24 protein-coding genes and 1 pseudogene are annotated in these 25,227 nt (G+C 39.2%); 10 read left to right on the forward strand and 15 right to left on the reverse strand.

All coding sequences use genetic code 11. From position 1 onward, the window contains the following. Positions 1–681 precede the first annotated feature (681 nt). A complete protein-coding gene (gene cysS / locus H6G79_RS18525) occupies positions 682–2,172 on the reverse strand; it encodes a cysteine--tRNA ligase (RefSeq protein WP_190592802.1) in 1,491 nt (496 codons plus the stop codon). A 484-nt stretch (positions 2,173–2,656) separates the two neighbouring features. Between cysS and H6G79_RS18530 the strand changes: the two genes are divergently transcribed. The 5 genes and pseudogenes from H6G79_RS18530 to H6G79_RS18550 form a co-directional block, all read left to right on the forward strand. Next, positions 2,657–3,802 carry a GTP-binding protein gene (locus H6G79_RS18530; protein WP_190592801.1) on the forward strand — a complete coding sequence of 382 codons (1,146 nt, stop codon included), beginning with the start codon at positions 2,657–2,659 and terminating at the stop codon, positions 3,800–3,802. A 46-nt stretch (positions 3,803–3,848) separates the two neighbouring features. After that, entirely contained in the window at positions 3,849–4,292 is a 444-nt protein-coding gene (dtd, locus tag H6G79_RS18535) for a D-aminoacyl-tRNA deacylase (RefSeq protein WP_190592800.1), read from the forward strand. Positions 4,293–4,441: 149 nt separating this feature from the next. Further along, positions 4,442–4,777 (forward strand): photosystem II reaction center protein Psb28, encoded by a 336-nt coding sequence (gene psb28, locus H6G79_RS18540; protein ID WP_190592799.1) that lies wholly within the window; start codon positions 4,442–4,444, stop codon positions 4,775–4,777. A gap of 107 nt (positions 4,778–4,884) precedes the next feature. Beyond that, a complete protein-coding gene (locus H6G79_RS18545) occupies positions 4,885–5,388 on the forward strand; it encodes a molybdenum cofactor biosynthesis protein B (RefSeq protein WP_190592798.1) in 504 nt (167 codons plus the stop codon). Between the two features lie 147 nt (positions 5,389–5,535). Next, positions 5,536–7,671: pseudogene (locus H6G79_RS18550) on the forward strand (esterase-like activity of phytase family protein); the annotation flags it as partial. Between the two features lie 82 nt (positions 7,672–7,753). Here the strand turns inward: H6G79_RS18550 and H6G79_RS18555 are convergent. Both H6G79_RS18555 and H6G79_RS18560 read right to left on the reverse strand, forming a co-directional pair. Beyond that, on the reverse strand, positions 7,754–7,948 hold the full coding sequence (locus H6G79_RS18555) for a DUF433 domain-containing protein (protein WP_190592796.1): 195 nt from the start codon (positions 7,946–7,948) through the stop codon (positions 7,754–7,756). 213 nt (positions 7,949–8,161) lie between these two features. Further along, entirely contained in the window at positions 8,162–8,569 is a 408-nt protein-coding gene (locus H6G79_RS18560; RefSeq protein ID WP_190592795.1) for a hypothetical protein, read from the reverse strand. Positions 8,570–9,189: 620 nt separating this feature from the next. Between H6G79_RS18560 and H6G79_RS18565 the strand changes: the two genes are divergently transcribed. After that, a complete protein-coding gene (locus H6G79_RS18565; RefSeq protein ID WP_190592794.1) occupies positions 9,190–10,083 on the forward strand; it encodes a 2OG-Fe(II) oxygenase in 894 nt (297 codons plus the stop codon). On the opposite strand, the gene H6G79_RS18570 is transcribed toward H6G79_RS18565, so the two are convergent. Next, positions 10,075–10,938, reverse strand: a complete 864-nt coding sequence (locus H6G79_RS18570) for an HIT family protein (protein ID WP_190592793.1) — start codon at positions 10,936–10,938, stop codon at positions 10,075–10,077. The genes H6G79_RS18565 and H6G79_RS18570 overlap by 9 nt on opposite strands. A 150-nt stretch (positions 10,939–11,088) precedes the next feature. Beyond that, on the reverse strand, positions 11,089–11,499 hold the full coding sequence (locus tag H6G79_RS18575; RefSeq protein WP_242048450.1) for a hypothetical protein: 411 nt from the start codon (positions 11,497–11,499) through the stop codon (positions 11,089–11,091). A gap of 297 nt (positions 11,500–11,796) precedes the next feature. Here H6G79_RS18575 and H6G79_RS18580 point away from each other — a divergent pair, with 297 nt between their 5' ends. After that, positions 11,797–12,069, forward strand: coding sequence for a hypothetical protein (locus H6G79_RS18580; protein ID WP_190592828.1), 273 nt, complete (start codon positions 11,797–11,799; stop codon positions 12,067–12,069). 29 nt (positions 12,070–12,098) lie between these two features. Here the strand turns inward: H6G79_RS18580 and speB are convergent, their stop codons facing one another. The 4 genes from speB to H6G79_RS18600 all read right to left on the reverse strand — a co-directional run bounded on the left by speB (position 12,099) and on the right by H6G79_RS18600 (position 16,074). Continuing rightward, entirely contained in the window at positions 12,099–13,136 is a 1,038-nt protein-coding gene (gene speB, locus H6G79_RS18585; protein WP_190592792.1) for an agmatinase SpeB, read from the reverse strand. Between the two features lie 57 nt (positions 13,137–13,193). Next, on the reverse strand, positions 13,194–13,649 hold the full coding sequence (locus H6G79_RS18590) for a response regulator (protein ID WP_190592791.1): 456 nt from the start codon (positions 13,647–13,649) through the stop codon (positions 13,194–13,196). Positions 13,650–13,902: 253 nt separating this feature from the next. Next, complete coding sequence (locus H6G79_RS18595) at positions 13,903–14,325, reverse strand: hypothetical protein (RefSeq protein WP_190592790.1); 423 nt, start codon at positions 14,323–14,325, stop codon at positions 13,903–13,905. A 111-nt stretch (positions 14,326–14,436) separates the two neighbouring features. Continuing rightward, positions 14,437–16,074 carry a CTP synthase gene (locus tag H6G79_RS18600; protein WP_190592789.1) on the reverse strand — a complete coding sequence of 546 codons (1,638 nt, stop codon included), beginning with the start codon at positions 16,072–16,074 and terminating at the stop codon, positions 14,437–14,439. Between the two features lie 89 nt (positions 16,075–16,163). Between H6G79_RS18600 and H6G79_RS18605 the strand changes: the two genes are divergently transcribed. Continuing rightward, positions 16,164–17,999, forward strand: a complete 1,836-nt coding sequence (locus H6G79_RS18605) for an N-acetylmuramoyl-L-alanine amidase (protein WP_190592788.1) — start codon at positions 16,164–16,166, stop codon at positions 17,997–17,999. Between the two features lie 112 nt (positions 18,000–18,111). Here H6G79_RS18605 and crtC read toward each other — a convergent pair whose 3' ends face one another. The 3 genes from crtC to H6G79_RS37365 form a co-directional block, all read right to left on the reverse strand. Beyond that, positions 18,112–18,984: a cyanoexosortase C gene (crtC, locus tag H6G79_RS18610; RefSeq protein ID WP_190592787.1), complete on the reverse strand. Its 873-nt coding sequence runs from the start codon at positions 18,982–18,984 to the stop codon at positions 18,112–18,114. 37 nt (positions 18,985–19,021) lie between these two features. After that, a complete protein-coding gene (locus tag H6G79_RS18615; RefSeq protein ID WP_190592786.1) occupies positions 19,022–19,630 on the reverse strand; it encodes a hypothetical protein in 609 nt (202 codons plus the stop codon). Positions 19,631–20,337: 707 nt separating this feature from the next. Then, positions 20,338–20,463 (reverse strand): hypothetical protein, encoded by a 126-nt coding sequence (locus H6G79_RS37365; protein ID WP_277877271.1) that lies wholly within the window; start codon positions 20,461–20,463, stop codon positions 20,338–20,340. Between the two features lie 18 nt (positions 20,464–20,481). On the opposite strand from H6G79_RS37365, the gene H6G79_RS18620 reads away from it, so the two are divergent. After that, positions 20,482–21,156, forward strand: coding sequence for an N-acetylmuramoyl-L-alanine amidase (locus H6G79_RS18620; protein ID WP_190592785.1), 675 nt, complete (start codon positions 20,482–20,484; stop codon positions 21,154–21,156). 7 nt (positions 21,157–21,163) lie between these two features. Here the strand turns inward: H6G79_RS18620 and H6G79_RS18625 are convergent, their stop codons facing one another. The 3 genes from H6G79_RS18625 to H6G79_RS18635 form a co-directional block, all read right to left on the reverse strand. Then, positions 21,164–21,427, reverse strand: coding sequence for an element excision factor XisI family protein (locus tag H6G79_RS18625; protein WP_313933929.1), 264 nt, complete (start codon positions 21,425–21,427; stop codon positions 21,164–21,166). Between the two features lie 251 nt (positions 21,428–21,678). Then, positions 21,679–22,377, reverse strand: coding sequence for a glycerol-3-phosphate 1-O-acyltransferase PlsY (gene plsY / locus H6G79_RS18630; RefSeq protein ID WP_190592784.1), 699 nt, complete (start codon positions 22,375–22,377; stop codon positions 21,679–21,681). Between the two features lie 276 nt (positions 22,378–22,653). Then, on the reverse strand, positions 22,654–24,132 hold the full coding sequence (locus H6G79_RS18635) for an amidohydrolase family protein (RefSeq protein ID WP_190592783.1): 1,479 nt from the start codon (positions 24,130–24,132) through the stop codon (positions 22,654–22,656). A gap of 270 nt (positions 24,133–24,402) precedes the next feature. Here H6G79_RS18635 and H6G79_RS18640 point away from each other — a divergent pair, with 270 nt between their 5' ends. Then, positions 24,403–25,197 (forward strand): aspartyl/asparaginyl beta-hydroxylase domain-containing protein, encoded by a 795-nt coding sequence (locus H6G79_RS18640; protein WP_190592782.1) that lies wholly within the window; start codon positions 24,403–24,405, stop codon positions 25,195–25,197. Positions 25,198–25,227 lie beyond the last annotated feature (30 nt).

A 25,227-nucleotide genomic window follows, 5' to 3' on the forward strand; every position in this document is an offset into this window, starting at 1 on the left:
GCTATCAACTAACCAGATATTAGGCAAGTTATGTAATATACTCTGCTTTTCTCGCCAGCCAGAGAAATTTTATGTTTTTTAACAAAATTGGTTGTATTTGATACTAATTTATATCCTGTAACTTTTACCCTAATCGATGTAAACTATCAGACCTGACCAGCTTTTTCAAGACTGTTCTGACCACACAGTCTCAAAGTTAAATTTAGTGCAATAATCCAGAAACCAGCAATTAATCAAGAAATTGGGAAATTCAAGAGAAAATTGCTTGCTAAGTAATGTCATGGAAACATAACATTACGCAGGAACTTAAGTTTTTGGTGATGAAAGTTTACCAAAAGAACAGCTTTTGTATTTGAGTTTTTTTCCTCAAAAAATTGCAATGTGAAGTTTACAAAAGCTGAAATATGGTAATAATATTTGATTTATCAAACAGAATTCAGGAGTCAGAATTGAGAATTGAATTATGTGTGACAATTACTAGATAGATTACTATCTAATTAGTTCGTTGCGCTGATTAATTGTTGGTTGAGACTGGGTGTAAGGGTTTTTCCCATTAAAAACCTTAATCATGAAAACTATTGTCATTAGAGACGTTGTATACAACGTCTCTACTTTTTTGGCTTGGTATAGCAATCTAAGCATCGATGATCACTAGTTCCTACTCAGCACTCAGCACTCAAATTAACTCCTATGCCAGCGCGTACCTTCAGGACTATCAATTAAGGTAACACCTTTGGCTTGTAATTCATTGCGAATGCGATCGCCTTCGGCAAAATTCCGCGCTTTCCTCGCGGCTTGGCGTTGTTGAATTAAATCTTCAATTTCCGCATCACTTAAACCATCATTTACAGTAGTTTCAGCTTCTGGCTGGGCGGTTAAACCTAAAACCTCTGCTAAAGTAACGAGTGTTTGCCATTGTTTTTGCAGTTCATCGGCGGGTGTGTCAGTTTTGCCTTCATGAACCAGGATATTTCCTTCACGGCGGAGTTCTTTGGCTAATTCAAACAACACCGATACCCCACCAGGGAAGTTAAAGTCATCGTTGACAGTTTCTTTGAAACGTTCGATGTATTGAGTGCTGAGTGCTGAGTGCTGAGTGCTGAGTGTCGAGTGTTGAGTGCTGAGTTGATTAATAGAAATATCTTCCCAGCCGAGTTGTTTGCCGTATTGATGACCAAACAGTAAACCTTCTTTGAGGGTGTGCCAACCGTTGGTAGCGGCAGCGATCGCATCATCGGTAAAATCAATAGGCTTACGATATTGCGCCATTAGGACAAACAAGCGTACTGCCATTGGATCTACATTGCGATCAAGCAAGTCGCGGATGGTGGTAAAGTTGCCCAAAGACTTGGACATTTTCTCGCCGTCCACCTTGACCATGCCGTTGTGTAGCCAGTAAGTTGCTAAAGGCTTACCTGTGACGGCTTCCGATTGAGCAATTTCGTTTTCGTGATGGGGGAAAATTAAGTCAGCACCACCAGCATGAATATCTATTGTCTCACCCAAGCGATCGCGCACCATCGCCGAGCATTCAATATGCCATCCCGGACGGCCAGCACCCCAAGGTGATTCCCACGCAGGTTCACCGGGTTTGGCGGCTTTCCACAAAGCAAAATCAAAGGGGTCTTTTTTCTTTTGATATTCTGGGTCTTCTATATTAACGCGCTCGCTGGCTCCAGCCTGCATATCTTCCAACTTGCGACCAGAAAGCTTACCATACTCACCAAACTGGCGCACAGCATAGTAAACATCACCATCAGAAGGGTAAGCAAAGCCTTTATTTTCTAATTCATGAATTAATCGCTGAATCCCGTTCATTGTATGTGTCGCGCGGGGATATTCATCAGCTTCTTTAATTCCTAAGCGTGCCATATCTTCAAAATAAGCTTTGATGAACCGTTCCGCTACAACTTCCATTGATGAATGTTCTTGTCGGGCGCGATTGAGAATTTTGTCATCAACATCAGTAAAATTCTGCACATAGCGCACTTCATAACCGATAAACTGGAGATAGCGGCGCACAACATCCCAAACAATGCAAGCTCTAGCATGACCCAAATGACAGTAGTCATAGACCGTCACGCCGCAGTAATACATCTTAACCTTGCCTGGTTCGACTGTTTTAAACGGTTCTTGACGACGGGTGAGGGTATTGTAAACAGTTAGGGTCATAACAGAGTAATGCTGCAATAGAGGGATACGCAATAATAGGGTAAAACAACTGGAAAGTTTATCCAGCATCCCTATGCTAGTGTTTTCTGGACTATCTGCGCTACCCTTTGTAAATGTAATAGAAATTATGAGTGAAAAGAATTTGGATAAGGGGTATAAGGGTGTGAGGGTGTAGGGTGTAATGTTTTTTATTGGTTTCAACTTAAGGTCAAACCAATATCTCGCAAGGAACTGAAGTTTCTTGCTCATAGCAAAAGTCATCTCAAGATGACTCAATATACCCAAAATTTCTGAGTCTACTTTAGTAGACTTTAGCTGTTAGCCTAGAACTTTAGTTCTAGGCGGGTGAAGAAGCCAACAGTTAAGCCATTTATCACTTAAAACACCCACACCCCTACACCCTGATTTCCTTACACCCGATCCCAACGGGTAGCCGCAACTTAGAGAAGTTTTTTATTTTTTTGATTTGTTTGATAACCGCGTTATGCAATCAGCAGTGAATTCTGAATCTCAATCAATGGATGCGCCAAAACAAGGTTTACCAGTCACAATTATTACTGGATTTCTTGGTAGCGGCAAAACGACCTTACTAAATCATATTCTCACAAACCAACAAGGTTTAAAAACTGCCGTGTTGGTGAATGAGTTTGGTGAAATTGGCATTGACAACGAGTTAATTATTGCCACCGATGATAATAACAATATGGTGGAATTAAGTAACGGTTGTATCTGCTGCACAATTAATAATGATTTAGTTGATGCCGTTTATAAAGTATTAGAACGGGAAGAAAAACTAGATTATCTAGTCGTAGAAACCACCGGACTAGCAGATCCGCTACCAGTTGCATTAACATTTTTAGGCACAGAACTGCGAGATTTAACTCGCCTAGATTCGATTATTACTGTTGTAGATGCAGCGAATTACAGCTTAGATTTATTCAACTCCCAAGCAGCTTACAGCCAAATTGCTTACGGTGATGTGATTTTGTTGAATAAAACAGATTTGGTTGATGAAGCAACTTTGACCCAGTTAGAGCGAAAAATCAACGAAGTCAAAGAAGGTGCGAGAATTTTGCGTACCAAGCGATCGCAAATACCATTGGCTTTAATTCTCAGTGTAGGATTATTTGAGTCTGACAAATATTTTGACACCGTTGATGAGCATGATCAGCATGATCATCATGATCATGACCACCACGACCACGACCATTCAACCTGCGGTCATGACCACCATGACCATGACCATTCAACCTGCGGTCATGACCACCACGACCACGACCATCATCACCACCATCATTCCGACCACTTAGAAAATGATGGCTTCACCTCCATATCCTTCCAAAGCGACAAGCCATTTTCTATCAGAAAGTTCCAATATTTCCTGGATAACCAGCTACCCACAAACATTTTCCGTGCTAAGGGTGTAATGTGGTTTGATGAAAGTCCCAAACGCCACATTTTCCACCTCTGCGGTAAACGCTTCACCTTAGATGATGACGAGTGGAAAGGTGAACCCAAAAACCAGCTTGTGCTAATTGGTCAAAATCTCGACCGCGAAACTTTACTAGCACAAATAGAAAACTGCATTTGTCTACCTTCCGTCAGTCGTGGTAAAGGCTTCAAAAAGTAAAAAGGAATATTTTTGACTTTTGACTTTTAACTTTTGACTTTAACTTATGCGCGTTATCATCCAGCGAGTGAAATCATCTCAAGTCACTGTTAACGGTGAAATCATTGGCAAAATCGGCCGAGGCTTAAATTTACTCGTAGGTATTGCTGATACTGACACAGATGCAGAACTCGACTGGATGGCGCGTAAATGCTTAGAATTGCGTCTGTTTCCCGATGACGCAGGTGGAGACAGATGGCAAAAATCTGTGCAAGAAATTAACGGTGAATTGTTAGTAGTGAGTCAATTTACCCTTTATGGTGACTGTCGCAAAGGTCGCCGTCCGTCTTTTGACCGTTCCGCACCGCCTCAAACCGCAGAAGATTTATACAACAGCTTTGTTAACAATTTACGCGCCAGTGGTTTAAGGGTAGAAACAGGCAAATTTGGCGCAATGATGCAAGTTTCCATCGAAAACGACGGCCCTGTAACCTTATTACTAGAAAGGTAACTTGGTCAATGGTCAACAGTCAAAAGGCAGAAGGACAAAATTTCATACTTCACACTTCATACTTCACACTTCATACTTCATAGACTACTGAGTTCTAAATGATGAGAGAATATTAAATCGACGATCACAAAACTTTAAATTCTTTTATCATGGCAAAAATCCAGTTTTCTAGAGGTGTTAACGAAGCAGTAGTACCAGATGTACGTTTAACGCGATCGCGTACTGGTGATACTGGTACAGCAACCTTTATTTTTACAAATCCCACAATTTTAGAGCAAGGCAATACAGATGAAGTCACCGGAATGTATATGCTGGACGAAGAAGGCGAAATAGTTACCCGCGAAGTTAAGGTAAAATTCATCAATGGTAGAGCAGAAGCCTTAGAAGCTATTTACATTATGAAATCTTCTGACGAGTGGGATCGCTTTATGCGCTTTATGGAGCGATATGCTGAAGAAAATGGTTTGGGATTGAATAAATCTTAAGCAACCGACTGAAGTATGAAGTGTAAAGTGTGAAGTCTGAAATAAACGCTTTAGCCTTCATTCTTCATCTTTTTTGTCAGTGAAACTCATTCAAAATTTCAACTCGGATGATGCAAAAACCCCATCCAGATACAGCAGCAATGATAGTAACTTGCGCTATAGTTACCGTCAGCGACACCCGCACCCCAGAAACAGACAAAAGTGGACAACTAATCAAGCAATTATTGTTAGGTGCAAATCATAGCATTGCCGCCTACACAATTATTAAAGATGAACCAACACAGATTCAGGCACAAATAGAATCGCTGGGTAAAACTGCTAATTTAGACGCAATAATTTTCAATGGTGGTACAGGTATTGCACCCAGAGATACCACTTATGATGCTATTGAACAATTATTAGAAAAAACTCTACCGGGATTCGGAGAGGTATTTAGATTTTTAAGTTATCAAGAAATTGGTTCTCGTGCGATCGCTTCTCGCGCCGTTGCTGGGGTTTACCAAAATAAATTAATCTTCTCTCTTCCTGGTTCTAGTAACGCTGTGCGATTAGGTATGGAAAAATTGATATTACCTGAAATCGTTCATTTAGTCAGCCAGATGCGGAAATAAAAGTGCTGAGTGTCAAGTGCTAAATATAAGTGTTGCAATATCGCCATAAAACTTGACGATGGAAATTTATACATTACAGTTGTGTAATACTTTACTCTTTTCCATCTACTTCTAAATAATCATGCCGAGAATATGGCGACAACCAACACTATTATCAATGTAACATTTCAAGGACAAAGTATATTAAATACTAGTTTTATTCCTTCTGGTGCCGCAGGAACAGTCAATAACCTGCCAACCCAGTTGGGCGGGTTGTCTGGCGTAACTTATGACGCAGTGAATAATCGTTATTACGCAATTTCCGATGATCGCTCTCAATTTGGCCCTGCGAGATTTTACACCTTTACAACTGATCCCGCTACCATTAACACAACAGGAGTAAATTTTACCAATGTTACTCCCCTCACAGATAGCAACAATAACTTTTTTGCACTCAATACCATTGATTTAGAAGGTATTGCCCTAACAAATAATGGTACTGTTTTCATCTCCTCAGAAGGGGAAGTTACTCCTATTCGCGTTCTTGATCCTTTTATTCGAGAATTTTCTTTATCTACAGGGCAACAAATCAAATCTCTACCTGTTCCTGCTAAATTTCTCCCAGTTTTTAACGACATAAACAATAATGGTACTTTAGATCCTGGTGAGCAAACTTCAGGTATTCGGAATCAATTAGCTTTTGAAAGTCTCACCATTACACTAGACCAAAAAACTTTATTCACCGCCACAGAAAATGCTTTATTCCAAGATGCTTCAGCTAACAATACTGTTAATTCTCGCATCATAAAATACAATTTAGAGAGCAGTCAGCCAGAGAAAGAATACTTATACTCTACAGAGACCAACAACACTGGTTTAGTAGATTTGTTAGCTATTGATAACCAAGGTACTCTACTAGCTTTAGAACGCACCTTTGATCCAACTTTAGGAGTTACAATCAAAATCTACGAAATCAGCGTGCAGAATGCTACAGATATCAGTGCTATTGACTCTTTGAATAGTTTGACTACTCAAGAACTAGCAGCAATTCAACCTGTTAAAAAGCGTTTGGTACTTGATTTAACAGAATTGAATCTACCTAATAGTGATGGTTTTCACCCCACTGGTTTAGATAATATTGAAGGATTGACTTTTGGGCCAAAATTGGCAGATGGTAGACAGTCAATTGTTTTGGTAAGCGACAACAACTTTAATCAGTCTCAATTTACCCAAATTCTGGCTTTGAGTGCAGGTATTCAATCTATACCTGATGATGAATCAACTGTGCAACTCAGCCTAGTTGGTGATGATGTTTTTCAAATTACTGGAAATAACCAATCTCAACTAAAAGTTACTCTTTCGGGACGTAATTCTTCGCAAGTTAATGAGTTGGGAGTATTTACTGTTGATGATGCGGCAGGAACAATTGATGGTGTTGCGCCTGGCTCTGCTGAGTATACAGTCAAAGCACTGGCGAGAGCAAGAGTGATTTTTTCTGCGATCGCCAACAATCCCAATGGTTTTCATCCCGCCAGCTTATCGCGGTTGCTAGAATTTAGCAGCAGCAGTCACCTGAGATTTTATCTCGTGAGCAACGCTTCCACCGATTTACTCAACACCGGAAGCATCTCCACCAGCAACATTATCTTCTCTAGTAGCACCAGCCAACAAATTACTAACTTGGGTGCAGAAGACTTTACCCTCGCTTGGCAAAATACTAGTAGTAGTAACTTCCAAGATTTAGTGGTGAGGATTCAAGCCGTTGATGAATCTTTACCCTTGGGGACAAGCTTACAAGGACAATCCCAAGGCGAAGTCATTGATTTACGCGATATCACTGCTAATGTCAGAGCCGATTTTACAGTCAACCGGGAAGCAGCATTTGATAACTTTGTGGGTTTCTACAGAGTCGCTAACGCCAATGGCGGTATTGATACTAACAGTGATGGTATTGCCGATATTCTCCCTGGACAAGCTGGATATATTCAAGCCGCCATTCAAAACCGTGTTGCGGGAATTGATTTAACAGTTAATAACCAAGGAACTGCAACTTATACTGGCACATTATCAGGCGGTGCGATCTTTGCACCTTTTATTATCATAGATGGCAGACCAGATGCTCTGCTGGATAGCAATACAAGTAATGATCCTGCGGTTTACTTCCCTTATTTGGGTGCGAACACTGACGGGTTTGATCACATTCGTTTATTGGGAGATAACACCTTTGGTTTTGAGGACTTACCAAACGGTGGTGATCAAGATTTCAATGATGTGATTGTTAAAGTGAATTTTAGTATTGCTTAGGCGAAAGGATTGCTCAGAAGCGATCGCCTCAACGCACAATACTATAAAAAGCACTTTTGAAAGGATAAACTTGCTCTTGAGTCTACCATGCTGCGTAAAGTAGAGATTCACGGATATCCTCTGGTTCTAAATCTGGGTATTCTTCTAAGATTTCTTCTAAAGGTTTGCCATTAGCTACTAAATTAACAACAAGAGAAACCGGAATCCGCATACCACGAATACAAGCTTGTCCGGCCATAATGTTACGGTCAAATGTAATTCTGCTCAGATTTAACATAAAATAACTTAAATTCTTTCTAATGGCATTTCTTTAATTAAATATAACTTCTATATAGCAGTCCCAAATGAGAGCCAAACAAATCTGTTCCCTGTTTTTACCAGCAAAATACTTTTTCAGCACACCATAACTAGTACAATCGGCGAAAATAAAGCACCCATTATAAATTCTCATTATAAAGGTTTATCCACTTCAGACTTCATGTTTTTTGTACTAGTTAATCAAATAACTGCGCCAAACGGGTTTAGATTCTTTACTGGTTTTATCGGGTAGCAGTAACCGCCAAGTTTTACCTTCTTGTTGAATTTGCAAGTAAAGTTCAAAAGGCTGTTGCAGTTGCTTCAACTGTCGCTGTGGTAGGTTGATAATTAAATCGTATTTTCCTTTGACGCGGAAAGCAGGTAAATTTTTAATCGTCAGTGGCTTTTCTTCAGCAATTTTGAGTTGCTTAATTTCAAATCCCTGAAAATCTATATCTAATTTCTGGCTGAGGTCTTGTTTGGTTTGCTCTAGCTCAAGTGCGATCGCTTTCTCTACCAACTCGCTTGTAGGCAGCAGTCCAATAGTACCACAAGCCGTTAACAACACCAGCAAAACCATTGCAACAAACAATCGCACCATCTTTAGTTATTCTACTCTCCAGGGCTAGTATAGCGGCATATATCTAAAATTTAGCTATTTACCATCTTAAATAGCCATAATGTATTTAATTTTACCTGTCTCGTCCATGATTACATCTTATTTATAACTAAAGTCATACATCCTCTTAGCATTAATTAAATATCTTGATGAAGAGTCTTATCCAGCTTTGGGTTCTGAGATATCTTTATTTCAGATCATCATAACTTTATAGATTTGTACATTTTTCGAGCTTGTGTAGGATAAGTATTATCAGGAAAATCAGTATTTATCTCGAATATATATCAATCCGATTTGATTTCTGAAAAAATTTTAGTATGTGTAGGGTGTGTTAGGCGTAAGCCGTAACGCACCGAAAACTTTGCTGTAGATGTCGTACTCTCGCCGATAACACATCCTACGTATTAGATTTTTGAGCAATCACATTTGATTCTTATATCTGATACCATTTCACTTTAAAAATGATACAGACATGAAAGCAGCGCCTCGACTTCGCTCGGCGACCGGAATCAGAGTTGCAGAGTAAGTGATTTGTATCAGTAATTTCGTGAATTGGTATGAGTTATCTGTAATTGTCATGCCATCAATTAACTAGAAAATATATGCACTTGCTATTACCTAAAATCCAAAAAAGAATCTTTAAAAAAATTTATCAATTTCCTTTTATAAAACATCAAAATGATGTTGCTTATCAGGAGGCAGTCAATCAACATCAACCCAATTTACCTACAATCTCAAAAGATGATTTAGAACTAGTTGACAAAATTCATCATGAAGGGGTTTCAATTACTTCTTTAGATGCTTTAGGAATTACACCTAATAATCAAATCCTGCAAACAGCCAAACATCTTTCTTCTCAAATAGAACCAGATATTAATAGTATTCATAATCAATATGTTATTCATGCCAGTCCACAACAAATCATGCAACATTCTGAAATTTTTTTATGGGGATTAGAACAACGTTTACTTAATATCACTGAGCATTATCTTGGCTTACCAGTCGCCTATCACGGTACATATTTTCGCCGAGATATCGCCAATAAATTAGAGCAAGGTTCCCGACGCTGGCATCTAGATCCCGAAGACCGCAAAGTATTAAAAATTATCATTTATGTTAATGATGTTTCTGAAAGTCAGGGGCCTTTTCAATATATCCCTCTATCTTTTACAGAAAAGATAGTTCAATCTTTAAAATATAACTACGGCTATATTTCAAATCAAACAATGCAACAAATTATTTCACCAGATAATTACCAATCTTGTATAGGAAGTGCTGGTACAGTCATTTTTGCAGGGACAGGTAGCATTTTCCATAGAGGTAAGCCACCAGAAACTTCCGACAGATTTACAATATTCTTTGATTACACTTCTCGCAGAAAACGAGAGCTATTTTACATTAATAATACTTTGCCACCTCAAGATTTAATGCAACTCTCACAAAACCTGAATATGCGACAAAAACAATGCCTATTTTGGCAAGATTACCTATTTTAAATTACTTTTTTTAGGTATCACATTCCTAATACCACTTTTAGCACCCATATTATCACCTTGATAACGAGGTATGATATGAATACTGGCGTGCATAATATTTTGTCCAGCTTCTCGATTAATATTCATGCCTACATTAAAACCATCAGGTGTAAATTCTGTTTTGAGCATCTCTTGAACTTTATTCACCATCCACCAACAAGCAGATTGTTCTTTAAATGGTAATTCAAAATAATTACTTACATGGCGTTTAGGAATTACTAAAACATGACCTTTGCTTACAGGATAACCATCGAAGATTGCATAAGCTGTTGCTGATTCTGTTAATAGCTTTAAATTTTTATAGGGATTGCAGAATATACAATTATTCGAGGAATTTCTTTGGTAGTTATAGTGAGTATATTCATATATTTCTCGACTTTCATCTAAATAAATAGAATGAAACGGTAGCTTAACTATACATTGATAAGTTGGTTTTTTATGAACATAATGTTCTCTAAAACCTTGTTTTTTAATATCTCTTCTGACGACATAATAAGCTTTACCACCTGGTTTTAACAGATGAGATACTTCCATTAACACATTAGCTTGTTCTTCCGCAAACAAGACATTTAAGACATAAAAACAAATTATTGTATCAAATTTTCCATGAGGATAATCAGGTAAATAATAAGGATCATATCCTGTAATATCAAAACCTTGTTCGCGTAACAATTTCACATCGTTACCAAAACCACAGCCAAAGTCTAGTATTTTACCTCGCAGTAGGTTTTGATTTAAGAGAAATTTTGCTGGAAATGACAGGTATGTTCTTTCTATGGCTGTAAGATGACTGAATTGATTTTTTTGCTGCTGCATGAAATGACGATTTTTAGGTCATTCCTGTCTTAGCACAACTAATCATCAAGTTGTTATTTAACTCACATCTTCAATAATCTTAAATAAGCAATAAAAAAGGATATGTAGCGTAAAATTACTTTACTATACATATCCTCTGCTTGACTTTATTTACTTAATAGCTAAAAGTTCTGAGACTACTGCATGTGCTAATACAACGCTCGGCTCACTTTGAAGCGCAGCATAGTATTTTCTCGCAAACTCATTACCAACCTCAGAAGGTACAATTAAACTGCGAGCATTGGCAATTAAATTCTGCACATCTTCTAAAGATATGGGTTGATCAGATGATAAAGTTTCATCAATCTGCACCACTAATTCAGAAATTTTATGTAGCCAAGCAAATTGCTCATCTGAAATTACAAGTCGAAAGAGTTGATTAGTCGATACTCTGCCATGAACTTGCTCATAGTTGATGCGTTCTGTATCTAGTAACATCCGGTGAAGATGGAGTAATTTATTTCGCAATTCACGCAGATATTGATGTTGATTGATTCGTCCGAGAAGTGTGTTGACTGTCAATTTAATCTATCCTCTTGTTAAGATATTTTAAGGAGCTAAAGTACTAGAGCCGTAATTTGAGAATAGGTATAAAAGTTAAGATGAGTTAGATATTTAGGCTTAGACAGCAATCATCCTAGTTTTGTGAATTTAGAAGTTACTTTCTGCAAGCTGTCATGGAATTTACACTACTAGATATATTTCATATATGGTTCATCATAGATCAAATACCTGAAGCATAACAAATAGAGCTTACACTACTTTTATTTCGGGAAACCCTCGCTAAATTAAATAGGACGGTTTTTGTTAAGCTTGCAAATGAATATGGGAATAATCGAGCCTTACAGTAGCGGGTTTCTAGAAATTTTACCAGAGGGCGAATGCAGCGATTATTGGTTGATTGCAGGGATACACATCAATGGCGAAGTTTTCTGTCCGAGTCCACGCCTGTATCGTTCTGAACGGGTCGCCCTAGCAAGAGCCGCACAACTTTATGATTGGATAGTTGACCATCAGCAGCAAATTGTTGCGGGAAATTACTTTTGCTCACAGTTGAATTTATCCCTGTGGTATCAACCAAAAGTATCATGATGTTTGCTGAAGTTTGATGGCAATATCCATTATCGTTGAGATAATTCCATGAAATTGGCTAGTTTATAGACTACTCTCGCACCTACGTTGCCATCCCACTCTGCATCACCCACTTCACAAACATCAAAGCCAATAATTTTTCTACCGCTATTGACTAGTTCACGAAGTATACAAAATGCTTGTTCTAGTTCCAAACCGCCAGCCACAGGTGTACCTGTATTGGGGCAAAGTTTTGGATCTAAGCCATCGATATCAAAGCTAATGTAGACATATTCTGGCAAATGGTTGATAATTTCGCGGCATATCTCTATCCAGGTGATGCCAGCATAAAGTTTTTGCTTGATGGCTGGGTCATAATAGGCAACAATGCGATTATGAGATTGATCAATCATTTGCACTTCATCATGGCTGATATCACGTAAACCTACCTGGACTAATTTAGAGATTTGCGGTAGTTTCACAGCGTTAAACATGATGGAAGCATGAGAAAATTCAAATCCTTCATAGGCATCGCGTAAGTCTGCATGTGCATCAATATGCAGAATGCCGTAGTTAGAATATTTAGTTGCCAGTGCTTGCAGATAACCTAATGGAGAACTATGATCTCCACCAATAACTGCAACTTGCTTACCTTGATTGATGGCTGCTTGAGACTGGGTAAATAACCAGTGATTTACTTGTAAGGAAGCCTGATTAATTTCTGTGAGGATGGGAGTTAAATCGGGTGTGTCTGTGAGGGGTTTAGCTTGTGCCAGTCTTTCGATGATTTGGGCGGCTAGAGTGCGGTAGTAATTATTTTTTTCTAAAATATCTTGAGGAATTTCCACTAAGAAAATTCCCTGTTTCCAGCCATCTGGGTTGTCAAAGTCAAATAAATCTAGTTGTGTTGAGGCTTCGAGGATTCTTTGGGGGCCGTTGGCTGTACCTGCACCATAGGAAACGGTGACTTCCCAAGGTACAGCAAAGACAATTAAGTTGGCTGACTCGTAATCAAAGGGCAAACCAAAGAGGTTGCCGTTAATTTCACCGACACCACTGGGATTATAGTCTGGGAGTGGGTTTATCATCGATCGCCTGCTAGATTTACCTGGGTTGTCTGTATGTATTTTAGCGATCGCTCGGAATTATTCACCATTTTCTCCTGGCGAAATTCCTAAAACTTTTTTAATTTCAGTGATTAATACAGCCGTCTCCACTGGTTTATGAACATAGCCTTGAAAACCCGATAATAATGCCAGATGATAACTTTCTTCCGCAGTCAGAGAAGTTAAAGCGATCGCAGGTGTATGCTGTTTTTGCCAGAGTAACATTTGTCTAGCTTTACGAATTAACGAATATCCATCTACTTTTGGCATAGCAATATCAAAAATGAAAACATCAAATTTGCAATTTTTGATTAACTTCAGTGCTTCTAAAGCTGATGTTGCTGTTGTGATTTGCATACCATAAGTTTCTAGAATAAACTTCGTCAACAGCAGACTATCTTCACTATCATCTACTACCAGAATTTGCAAACCGTCTAAAGATTGGTCATTTTTTACATCATCTTGGAGATGTGAATCTTCGTAATTATTTGTCATGATCAGCTGTGCCTCCTTAGTTGGCCTTATCAATTACGGAGGATTTCCCGGTAGTAGTCAGCCGCAAACTGACACTACTGGGCAACTGTAATCAAGCTACCACGACATCACAACACAAACCAAAATAATCAACCCAAGAGACTGGAAATCTGGGGCTATACAAACAAAGCCTGCGATCGCAGGCTAATTATTGGCTGCTTCATATCGATTTGGGATGAGTGCTGTATCCTGAATACTGACGATTACTCTGGGATTAAGACAAAGAATATCCTGTGGTATTTTTGACAAACTGCAAAACTTTCAGATAAGAATCTGGATTATTGGAGGGGTTGATCACGATTGGGATAGTGCCATCTGGTAGCCAAAAAGTTATCCTGCCATTGGGTTCTTGACAGAAAGAACTAATGCAATGGAGGTTAACTACATATTCATTTTTGCCGTCGATAATTTTCACCCAGTGACCACTGTCTACTTCGACATCGGTGACTTGTTCGAGATATTTGAGAACTTTTTGATAGTCTTCTAAGTTATTTTGAGGATTAATGACAATTGGAATGGCGCTATCAGGCAACCAAAAAGTAACTCGGCCGTTCTGTTCATAGCAAAAAGCATTTACACGGTCAAAATTAATCACATATTCTTTCCTCTCGTAAAAGATTTTCATCCAGTACGGCACAACATCTCCTTAAGTCCAATGTGGAAAAATGATGCTAACCCTGTATAACAAAATATCTCTGTCCTAAGTCAATGTTGGTTTGGGTAAATTCACAACTCAAGTTTGAGTGGGTTAAGAAACTTCTACAGGTGTTTGTAGATTAGTCTTTGGGTATTTAAGAGCGATCGCAGCCTGCATAAATCCCTCAAATAAAGGATGAGGATTGCTAGGACGCGATTGAAACTCTGGGTGAAATTGACAAGCGATAAAGAACGGATGATTGGGAAATTCGACAATTTCCACTAAGCGGCCATCGGGAGAAGTACCACTAATCACATAGCCAGATTCTAACAATAGCTTACGATAAGCATTGTTGAATTCATATCTATGTCGGTGCCGTTCATAAATCACATCATCTTGATAAAGCTTCCCAGCTAAAGTATTGGGCAGAATGTGACAAGGATATAAACCCAAGCGCATTGTCCCGCCTAAATCAACTACGTCCTGCTGTTCTGGCAAGAGGTTAATGACTGGATTAGTCGTATCAGGGTCAAATTCAGCACTGTTAGCATCTGAAAAACCGCCGATATTTCTAGCCCATTCAATGACAGCACATTGCATTCCTAAGCATAAACCCAAAAATGGGATATGGTGATCGCGGGCATACTTGATAGCTGCAATTTTACCATCTACTCCCCGCGTTCCAAAACCACCAGGCACTAGTACACCGTCCACGCCTTCTAAATAATTTTCGGCTGGTTCTGTTTCTAAGATTTCTGAGTTGATCCATCGCAGGCGCAAATCAGCATGGGTAGCGATGGCTGCATGGCGTAAGGCTTCTACCACAGATAAATAAGCATCACTTAACCGCACATATTTACCGACAATGGCAATTTCCAAAGTCCGCTTCGGACTGTATAGCCGTTCTACCATTGTGCGCCACTGAGTTAAATCAGGTGTGCGTTGTTCCATTTGCAGCAATGCTAGTGCTTGTTCTGCCAAGCCTTCCCGTTCTAAAATCAGTGGTACTTCATAGATACTCAAGGCATCTTGAGAAGTAATCACACATTTTTCGGGTACATCACAGAATTCAGATAATTTTTGCTTTAATCCTGCGGGGATCGGGCGATCGCTCCGACAAACTAAAATATCTGGTTGAATGCCAATGGATCTCAGTTCCTTCACAGAATGCTGTGTTGGCTTGGTTTTCATTTCCCCAGCCGAAGCAATGTAAGGCAATAAAGTGACGTGCATATACAACACATTCTGCCGTCCCACTTGCTTCCGCAACTGGCGAATTGCTTCCATAAACGGCAGAGATTCAATATCTCCTACCGTACCACCAATTTCCGTAATTAATACATCAGGGTTGGTGTCTTTAGCAACCAAAGTAATTCTGTCTTTAATTTCGTTGGTAATATGGGGAATTACCTGGACTGTGCCGCCATTGTAGTCACCGCGCCGTTCTCTGTTAATCACAGCTTGGTAAATTGAACCTGTCGTCACACTGTTAAAACGTGACATTAAGGTATCAGTGAAGCGTTCGTAATGACCCAAATCTAAATCGGTTTCCGCCCCATCTTGGGTAACAAAAACTTCCCCATGCTGAAAAGGACTCATTGTACCGGGATCGATATTAATATAGGGGTCTAATTTTAAAATTGACACCGAATAATCCCGTGATTTGAGCAAACGTCCTAGACTTGCTGCTACAATTCCCTTGCCGATACTGGAAACTACACCTCCAGTTACGAAGATAAATTTAGTCATAGTAATTTTGTATTTCTCTCTTGCGCCTTCTCAAAATACATCCCGTAATTGTGCCATAGGCACTGTCATGAAATCTTCTGTGATTTGTTGTGAAAAAATTTCTCGCACTAGTCTTATTCGGCTTAATTGCTACCTCCTCTGTTGCATTAGCAGATTCATCTCTTATTGTTGTTTTTCCACCACCTAACCACCAAACCAGTACGGAAAAAATATTTTTTTTGGGTACAGCCCCAAATAATGGACAAGTACTAATTAATGGTAAGGTCGTTAACCGCAGTCAATCCGGGCATTTTGCTCCGAGTTTCCCGTTACAATTGGGAGAAAATCTTTTTACAGTCCGTCACAAAAATCAAACTGTTCAGATTAAAGTGACAAGGCAGGCAACTGCGCCTGTTGTCCCACAAGGCTTAGAATTTGCTCCAGGTTCTCTGACTCCAGCAGGGGATATTGCTAGACTACCAGGGGAACTAATTTGTTTCAGTGCGATCGCCCCATTTAATGCTAACGTCTCTGTAAACCTCGCTAATCAAACTGTTGCCCTAGCACCACAACCCCAACAAGTACAACTACCTAGTAATTTGGCAGCCCTGACGGGCAGAAACCAACCTACTTCTCAGCCAATTGCTGGCAAGTATGCGGGTTGCACAACGGTGCAGAAACCTGACTCTGAATCTTTAAGCCTACTTTACGGTAACAACATCATTTCTGCTGCTATTGTCCCAGATGCTAATCAAGAGATAGATTTAGGTCAACCTCAGTTTAAACTGACGTTGAATGGTCAGACAATTACTCAACCAGGAACTGGCAAAATAGCAATTTTCTCCCCAACGCAGTTACCTGTTGCTGAAGTGATAGTAGATGCAGGTGTAGCCCGCACTGGCCCCAGCACCGATTATTCCCGGCTGACACCACTACCGAAAGGAACACAAGCTACAGTCACAGGGAAAGAAGGTGAGTGGTTGCGCTTGGACTACGGTGCTTGGATTAATAGCAAGGAGACTCGCATTTTACCGGGGGCAATTCCGCCACGCACAATTATTCGGAGTGTCGGATATCGCAGGCTGATGGATGCTACAGAGATAGTTTTTCCCTTACAATTTCCTGTACCTGTGAGTGTGCAGCAAAGTGATCAGACTTTGACTCTGATACTTTACAATACCACTGCCCAAACAGATATTATTCGTTTGGATGATGACCCTGTAATTTCTCGCCTTGATTGGCAGCAGCTGATTCCGGGACAGGTGCAGTACACCTTTAACCTCAAACAATCGCAACAGTGGGGATATCAACTGAGATATGAAGGAACTACCCTGGTTTTAGCTTTACGCCATCCGCCTGCCCTGGAAAATCGGCGAAGTAAGCCTTTATCTGGTATGAAGATTCTACTTGATCCGGGGCATGGTGGTAAAGAATCTGGTGCAGCTGGCCCGACTGGATATTTAGAAAAAGATGTGAATTTGGCAGTGGCGAAGTTGCTGCGCGGGAATTTGGTCGAACTTGGTGCAACAGTGGTGATGACAAGAGATGTTGACAAAGATGTGTCTTTACCAGCGCGTCAAGCAATTATCACGCAAGAAAAACCTGCGATCGCACTTTCTATTCATTACAATTCTTTACCCGATGACGGCGATGCGGAAAATACCAAAGGAGTTGGGATGTTTTGGTATCATCCCCAAGCTCATAACTTAGCAGTATTCATGCACAACTATCTAGTTAAAAAACTCAATAGACCTTCTTACGGAGTTTTTTGGAACAACTTGGCCTTAACTCGACCAGCCGCCGCACCATCAATACTCATGGAATTAGGTTTTATGAGTAATCCCAATGAATTTGAATGGGTGACAAATTCTCAAGAACAGCAAAAATTAGCCAAAGCTTTAAGCGAGGGAATTGTTGAGTGGTTTAACAGTGTTAAACAGAAATAAGACTTACGCACCAAGATTTTATGTAGAGACTGGGTGTATAGGGTTAAGGGTAAAGGGGTGTAAGGGTTTTGCATACCTACACCCTTACACCCATTCTTGAAAGACGTAAGTCCTAATTACTGCTATGAGATTTGCGAGCAAAATCTAGTAAACGCATTTGCATTAACAGATAATAAAATGCGGTAAACATAGCTAAAGAAAAAATTTGTCCGCCCCAGCCACTATGCCAAAAATCAAATGATTGCCCATCCCAATAAGCAACGGAAATTGCCAGCAATGTAATGCGGGCAGTGTTGAAGACAAAAGCAATCACACATCCCAATAAACTTATGATTAATATCTGCCGGCTTTTTAGTCTGTAAGCCATACCTATTAACAGACTAGTCATCAACATCAACACCATCAAATCAAATCCGTTACAACCCCATCCTATATTGACGCTACCTGTAGGCAAGTTTACCCATGTTCCATCTATGTTGCTGGGATAACCCATAGTGTGAAGTGCTAAATTAACACTCCAAGCTTGAATTTGATCCATTGTTCTTTCGGGAGTCAACGCTTGCCATATATATCCCGGTAAAACATTAATGCCAGGATAGATACTGAAAATGATTAAAAAAGTTGGGCGTAGATAGTATTTAAAGAACTTGATTCCCCAAGTGCTAATCACAATACCGACGAAGATACTTAACCAGACTAATGCTTGTTTCCACCCTTTATCCAGACTGAATGGGAAAAATAAAATTCCACATCCTATCAAAATATGACCTAATCTTCTCTGAATATTGGTAGCCCTGAATCTCACAATTTTAGCTTTATTTTGCCATAACTCTTGTAATGCTAAGTAACCGGCAGTAATAGTTAATAATGGAAATGTGCTACCACCAATTAAAAACTGTACTAGCGTTTTTAACCAAAAAAATAAGTAATAGTAAAAACCCACAATCAAACCACACCAAACAATGAGATTATGTTTTTTACTCATATTGATAACTATTGACTTTCACAGGTAATCAATTCATCTATTGCATCTTTATTTGCTTCTGCTCTTGGCGATGTTTGCGAATTAACCCTACTCCAAAAGCAGTTAATCCTGGTATTAATAAGGGAACAGGAACTTCTTTATAGTTAGACGGGTGGTTTGGATCTTTTGGTGTGTGTATATTTGAGTCGCCTGTATTTATTGGTATCGGATGATGTGGGTGATTTGCGTCATCGTTAGACGGGTGGTTTGTACCGTTTGGCGTGTGTATATTTGAGCCGCCTGTATTTATTGGTATCGGATGATGTGGGTGATTTGCGTCATCTTTAGACGGGTGATTTGTACCGTTTGGTGTGTGTCTACCTGAACCACCTAGATTTGTTTGTATTGGACGATTTGGGTTATTGGCATAGGTAGCATCATCAATTAAATTTTGGCTTCTGGGACGCTTAGAATGTGTATTCCATGTAGGCCAGGGTATAAACCCTAAAAGCCATTGAATTTCTAAAGACTTTGAACCTCTTGAACTGCTTTGTTCAGTTTGGTTTGCACTTTTTTGAGCTAGTGCATTATCTGGGGTAACAGATATCATACCTGTAGCGATCAATGTAGCGATCGCCATACTTGCATATACAGTTTTAACTTTCATAAATTATTCTTCTCCTAACAAATGTTGACAGGATGAATCTCTGCAATTGGTGATAATTGCAGTAGTGATATACCAGCTATAATTCATCCATCTGATTGGGAAAATTCCTAGTTGGCAATTATTTTAATCAGGAACAAAAAATATTCCTTGATTATACTTAGGTGCTAATTCATAAAGAAAATATTAAGGAAATTCAAATAATTACTAGTATTGGGTTCCTGGGAATAAATACTTAATTTAAACCCTTACTAGATGATTACTGAACTTGAGTTTACGAATTAGCTCTGACTTTATGGATGAATTTTAACTCCGCAAAGTTTCTACATCATAAGTCAAGTCTAAAGTATTTTGGGTAATGTTTATTTGTTTTTTACTAACACTTCAACATTTCTCTACAAATTTTTACTTAAATATGAATGAAAGTTCATCCATCTGTAGATATAAGGTGATACCCATTCTCTAGAGATACTTTTGTATATGCTAATAGTTAACTCTTTAGTCAAGCAATTATTAGCTTATCATCAATCAATGCTGATATTTGCTAACTACTACAACCATCAATTTTATTAAGAAAACTTTTATAAATTACCAGTATACTGAGTAGCAGCTTGCTGAACTTGCTCAATTAATAAACTTAAAGCTTCTGCTATCTGTTATACAGTTAAAACCATTGCTAACAGTCGGGTTACTGTTGCTAATCAGGCTTCTTACTTTGCTTCTTCTCTGGTTTTACCAGGAATTGTGGGATTAACCGGAGTAATTGCTGTATTTGGTACTGTACTAGGTGTATTATTGGGAGTACGATCGCCTTTGGTATTTATATAGGTTGGCAAGCCATAACCGGAAATGAAGTGAAATTCATCCCACTACTGATAGGATTAGTAGTTTTAAATTCTCTCACCAATTCTCCCGTCACTTGGGCGCAAGATAAAACTCCAAATCTAGCTAATTTTTCTGTTGAAAAGCCCTTATCTGGAATCAAAATTTTACTCAATGCTGGACATGGTGGTAAAGAATTGGGCGCAGTCGGGGCTACTGGTTTGTTAGCAAAAGATTTGAATTTGCAAGTAACCAAGCTATTGCGAGATGAATTAGCGCGGCGGGGTGCAATTGTGGTGATGACTAGGGAAGATGATCGAGACTTATCCCTGGTAGAACGTCAGAAAATTATAGAGCAAGAATCACCTGCGATCGCTCTTACTTTTCACTATCGCTCCCTCCCAGATGATGGTGATGCGGAAAATACCAGGGGTATCAGTACATATTGGTATCATCCCCAAGCCCATAGTCTAGCTGTCTTACTACACAACCGCTTAGTTAATGATTTGGGTAGGCCTTCTTATGGTTTGTATTGGCAAAATTTAGCACTGACTCGTCCCCATACTACACCATCAGTATTATTGGAATTAGGTTTTATGAGTAACCCTGACGACTTTGAGGAGGCGACAAATCCCCAGGAACAGAAGAAGTTAGTCAAAACTTTAGCAGAGGGTATTACTGAGTGGTTGAGAAGCGTTAAACCCTAAAATGCTGTCAAGAAACTACAGCAAAATTTGTATACTGTCTCATCTTCGGCTCATGAAATGCTAAAACAATCTCTTCTTTGGGAACACCAGCACGCACCAAATCAGTTGCAATACCGTTTTCCGTCCAATCTTCTTCGATGCAGAACTTATCATCACGAATCCGCACATAGACAGTCATAGCAGAAATGCGTTCCCTACAGGGGTTGCCGCAGGCATCGCCATTTTGCCAACCAAGATTCATCCAAATGTAATGAGCCTTTGATTCGTCCACAATTAAAAATCTCTGGCAGACGTGTCATTGTTAGTACAACTATCTCACTGGTTCTAGCTTAAAATCCATTCCCTCTCACCTAGAAGTGTTTTAGATTTTCTTTACGAATCAGCTCTAAATGTTCTCACGTAGAGGCACAAAGGCACAGAGAGAATGAAAAGTTTTTAATTACCCAACATCATCAAGTAGGCTTTGTTGGGTTCCACTTTGTTTCACTCAACCTACATTTCTCCTGCTATTACCATCAAGCATTAAACAGTTTGTTCTGTGTTTTCTGTTTTTTCGGTTTCTGTAACTACCTGCTGTCCAATTTTGGGTTCAGTTCCCGCTAAAAGGCGCTCTATATTACTGCGGTGGCGAATAATTACATAAAAACCGCCAAGAATACTAAATAAAATATAAGGTAATGGTTGGTGGAAAACTAACATCAAAATAGAAACAGCGATCGCACCAGAAATTGAACTTAAGGATACAATTCGAGAAATAGCAACAACAATGGCAAATACTCCCAAAGTTGCCAAACCAACTTGCCAACTCATTGCCAATAATATCCCTAAACTGGTAGCCACAGATTTACCACCAGTAAAGCCCAGAAATATTGATTTACTGTGTCCCAAAATTGCAGCTAAACCCGCTAATATCACCATCCAGGGTTGCCATAATTGCAAATCTACGGTTTTGGGAATCAAGTTGGAAGTAGCGGCAAAATTCAAGAAAGCGTAAACTAAAGCGATCGCTAATACTCCTTTTAAGCAATCAACTCCTAAAACAAACGCTCCCGGCCCTTTACCCAAGGTTCTTAATACATTCGTCGCCCCTGTTGAACCAGAACCCACTTCTCGAATATCAATACCTGTTAGCTGCTTCACAGCAATATAGCCAGTGGGAAAGGAACCCAGCAAGTAAGCCACTACGAAAATCGCTGCACACAAACTTAACCAAATAGCCATAAACCATCCACACAAGAGTCCGTAGTCAATAGTTTAAACAATTGTGTCCTTGATAGCGCGATCGGCCGGGTGGGGTTCTTTAGTTTTAGTCAGTTCAGTTAAGAGAATAGTAGGTTGGGTGTAGCGATCTCGTAACCCAACATTCTCAATACTCTGTTGGGTTCCGTTCCTCCACCCAACCTACACCAGAATTGCTTTTTAGTCTTAACTGAACTGTATTGGATTATGATTAGGACTGACGCATAAAAGTTGTCTATTAAATTTCTGCTGTTGAATTTATCCCAATATAGAGCGTTTTAAATAACTCCCAGTCGGTAAACCTACAACCTGTCCGTTGTGATAAATCAAATTTCCTCGCAAAAAAGTACTCTTCACCCTTGAGGTTAACTCCATCCCCTCAAATGGTGTGTAACCTTGTTGTGATTCTGACTCAGCCGCATGTACCACAAAACTTTCGTCAGGGTTTACTAACACCAAGTCTGCATCATAACCAATTGCAATATCTCCTTTTTGCAATACACCAAAACGCCGCGATGGGTTCCAAGATAGCAATTTAGCAACCTGGTTGTAAGACATTCCCCGCTTACTACCTTCACTTATTACACCCGAAAGTAGATATTCTGTACCGCCAAAACCAGACTTGGCTAACCAAATATTATTCGGGTCTTTCGCACTACGTTTTTGTTCCGCAGAACAACAAGCATGGTCACTCACTATCCAATCTACTTGATTATCTAATACCGCTTGCCATAAATATTCCACATCAGCACGGGGACGAATTGGCGGGTTAACTTTTGCCCAAGTACCATTAGGACTATCAACATCTAATAGTAAATGTCCTACTGTCACTTCTCGCCGAAAATTAATATGAGGAAAAGCAGTTTGCATCGTCAACGCTGCTTCCATTGCTTTGCGCGAACTCAGATGTAATAAATTGATATTTGCACAGTTAGTTTCATGTGCTAAATAAGCAGCAATACAAATTGCTAAACCTTCAGAATGAGGCGGACGTGCTGCACTATAAGCAGATAGTCCAGTCAGGTTAGAATCATTGGTGACTATTTTGGTATAAGCGTTGAGAATTTCGGCAACTTCGCAATGCAAACTTAAGCTAATAGTATCTCGTGCTGTGGGATATTCTTCCATCAAACGAGTTATCCCACGCATGATAAATTCAAAATGGGCAAAGTCGTAGCGTTCTTCTTGATTAATCATCAAAAACAAGTTTTGCTGGTCTGACAAACCATGCAACCCATAACCGCCATAAAACATGAAAATTTTAAATGAAGATACCCCATGTTCTGTAAACAATAAAGGTATTTCGTCGATATGTCGGCTGGCTATGGGTGCAACGTGATAGCTATAATCAACAAAAAAATTACCTGCGGATAATGCCAATACTTCAGGAAAAAAATCCTGGTAAGAACCGCCTTTATTCAGATAATATTGTCCAGTGCGAATGTAATTTAAACTAGTTGTGACTCCCCCCATTGCGGCGGCTTTACTTTCTGTGACTGCATCTTGATTGAGGGGTTGATAAATACCAATGTGCATGTGAGCATCAACAACCCCCGGAAAGCCGAGTAAATTTTTAGCATCGAAGATTTCTTTGGTTTGTGTGGCGCTAATATTAGGGGCAATTTCCACAAATTTACCATCTTTAATGCCTAAATCCATTAGTTCGACTGCATCCTGATGAGGGCGAACAACTCGCACATTTTTAATAACTTTATCTAATAAGGGAGGTTCAGACACAGTAGACCTCAGACTAAAATAAGTATATCAGCTTAAATTCTGGCTGGTTTAACCAGAAATTTTTATATATTACTGGAACCTCGGCTAAAAACTATGATTATGTAATAGTTTTTAGTAAGTATTCAGAATAAAGAATACAAAAGTAAGAAGTGATCACATTTGGATAACTTGTAGTTTGAGGCTACGAGAACCTCTGTCTAGTAAAACCTTTACTTATCAATGATTCTGAATTCTGACATCTTTTATTCAATTAACTTCAGGATAAAAACAATGGCAACTTTTAATGAATATCATCTCGACCCCCAGCAATTTCCGTTTCTCCAAAGTCTTCAAGATGAATGGCAAGTCATTAGGGATGAATTTATGCGCTTTAGGCAGCAGGCATCAACTGAAGAGTTAAAATTTGCTTACGATGTTTTGGGGCCTAAGAGTAAAACAATTAAAACCAAAGGTGATTCAAAATATAGTGCCTTTGGAATTTTATTTCAAGGGTTATTTATTGAAGAATATATTCAATTACATCAAATCCAATATCCAGATTATGCCACAGAGGAGGCAGCAGCAAAAGCTTTAAGCTTAAGAAATAAATATTTCCCAAATTTGGCGAAGGCTATTGAAAAAGTTAACTTTAGTGAAGATAATATCCTGAGAAATGTTTATTTTGGGACATTTCATCCAGGCTTAGATATCAAGCTGCATGTTAACTATAACCCACACATGAATCGCGGTTATTTGGGCTTGATTGTGCCGGAGGGTGATGTGGCTATGAAAATTTGCTATGACCAGCTTTATTGGAATGAAGGTAAGTTTTTGATTTTAGATCATAGCTATCCCCACTGTCCACACAATTATACTGATTATGATCGAACTGTTTTGGTTGTAGACTTTTTTAAGCCAGAAAAACCTAGAGTAGAAGTCAGAGAATTTGAACAAGAACAAGTTACACAACGTATGCAAGATAATCCTTACAGTTTAGGTGTGTTTGGTAAGAGTGATCAGGCAACAGTCGAAGATTTTATCAAGTATGGTTTAGCTCATCAATTAGAATGGGATAAGGCTTTGTAAGTGGAATTAATTCACAGGCAAATGTCAAAT

The organism is Anabaena sp. FACHB-83 (assembly GCF_014697485.1).
Lineage (GTDB): Bacteria > Cyanobacteriota > Cyanobacteriia > Cyanobacteriales > Nostocaceae > Nostoc_B.

Bases quoted from the DNA above. Each gene is read 5' to 3' on its own strand.
- cysS (WP_190592802.1), bottom strand. From the start codon at position 2,172: ATGACCCTAACTGTTTACAATACCCTCACCCGTCGTCAAGAACCGTTT.
- H6G79_RS18530 (WP_190592801.1), top strand. From the start codon at position 2,657: ATGCAATCAGCAGTGAATTCTGAATCTCAATCAATGGATGCGCCAAAA.
- dtd (WP_190592800.1), top strand. From the start codon at position 3,849: ATGCGCGTTATCATCCAGCGAGTGAAATCATCTCAAGTCACTGTTAAC.
- psb28 (WP_190592799.1), top strand. From the start codon at position 4,442: ATGGCAAAAATCCAGTTTTCTAGAGGTGTTAACGAAGCAGTAGTACCA.
- H6G79_RS18545 (WP_190592798.1), top strand. From the start codon at position 4,885: ATGATGCAAAAACCCCATCCAGATACAGCAGCAATGATAGTAACTTGC.
- H6G79_RS18555 (WP_190592796.1), bottom strand. From the start codon at position 7,948: ATGTTAAATCTGAGCAGAATTACATTTGACCGTAACATTATGGCCGGA.
- H6G79_RS18560 (WP_190592795.1), bottom strand. From the start codon at position 8,569: ATGGTGCGATTGTTTGTTGCAATGGTTTTGCTGGTGTTGTTAACGGCT.
- H6G79_RS18565 (WP_190592794.1), top strand. From the start codon at position 9,190: ATGCACTTGCTATTACCTAAAATCCAAAAAAGAATCTTTAAAAAAATT.
- H6G79_RS18570 (WP_190592793.1), bottom strand. From the start codon at position 10,938: ATGCAGCAGCAAAAAAATCAATTCAGTCATCTTACAGCCATAGAAAGA.
- H6G79_RS18580 (WP_190592828.1), top strand. From the start codon at position 11,797: ATGAATATGGGAATAATCGAGCCTTACAGTAGCGGGTTTCTAGAAATT.
- speB (WP_190592792.1), bottom strand. From the start codon at position 13,136: ATGATAAACCCACTCCCAGACTATAATCCCAGTGGTGTCGGTGAAATT.
- H6G79_RS18590 (WP_190592791.1), bottom strand. From the start codon at position 13,649: ATGACAAATAATTACGAAGATTCACATCTCCAAGATGATGTAAAAAAT.
- H6G79_RS18600 (WP_190592789.1), bottom strand. From the start codon at position 16,074: ATGACTAAATTTATCTTCGTAACTGGAGGTGTAGTTTCCAGTATCGGC.
- crtC (WP_190592787.1), bottom strand. From the start codon at position 18,984: ATGAGTAAAAAACATAATCTCATTGTTTGGTGTGGTTTGATTGTGGGT.
- H6G79_RS18615 (WP_190592786.1), bottom strand. From the start codon at position 19,630: ATGAAAGTTAAAACTGTATATGCAAGTATGGCGATCGCTACATTGATC.
- plsY (WP_190592784.1), bottom strand. From the start codon at position 22,377: ATGGCTATTTGGTTAAGTTTGTGTGCAGCGATTTTCGTAGTGGCTTAC.
- H6G79_RS18640 (WP_190592782.1), top strand. From the start codon at position 24,403: ATGGCAACTTTTAATGAATATCATCTCGACCCCCAGCAATTTCCGTTT.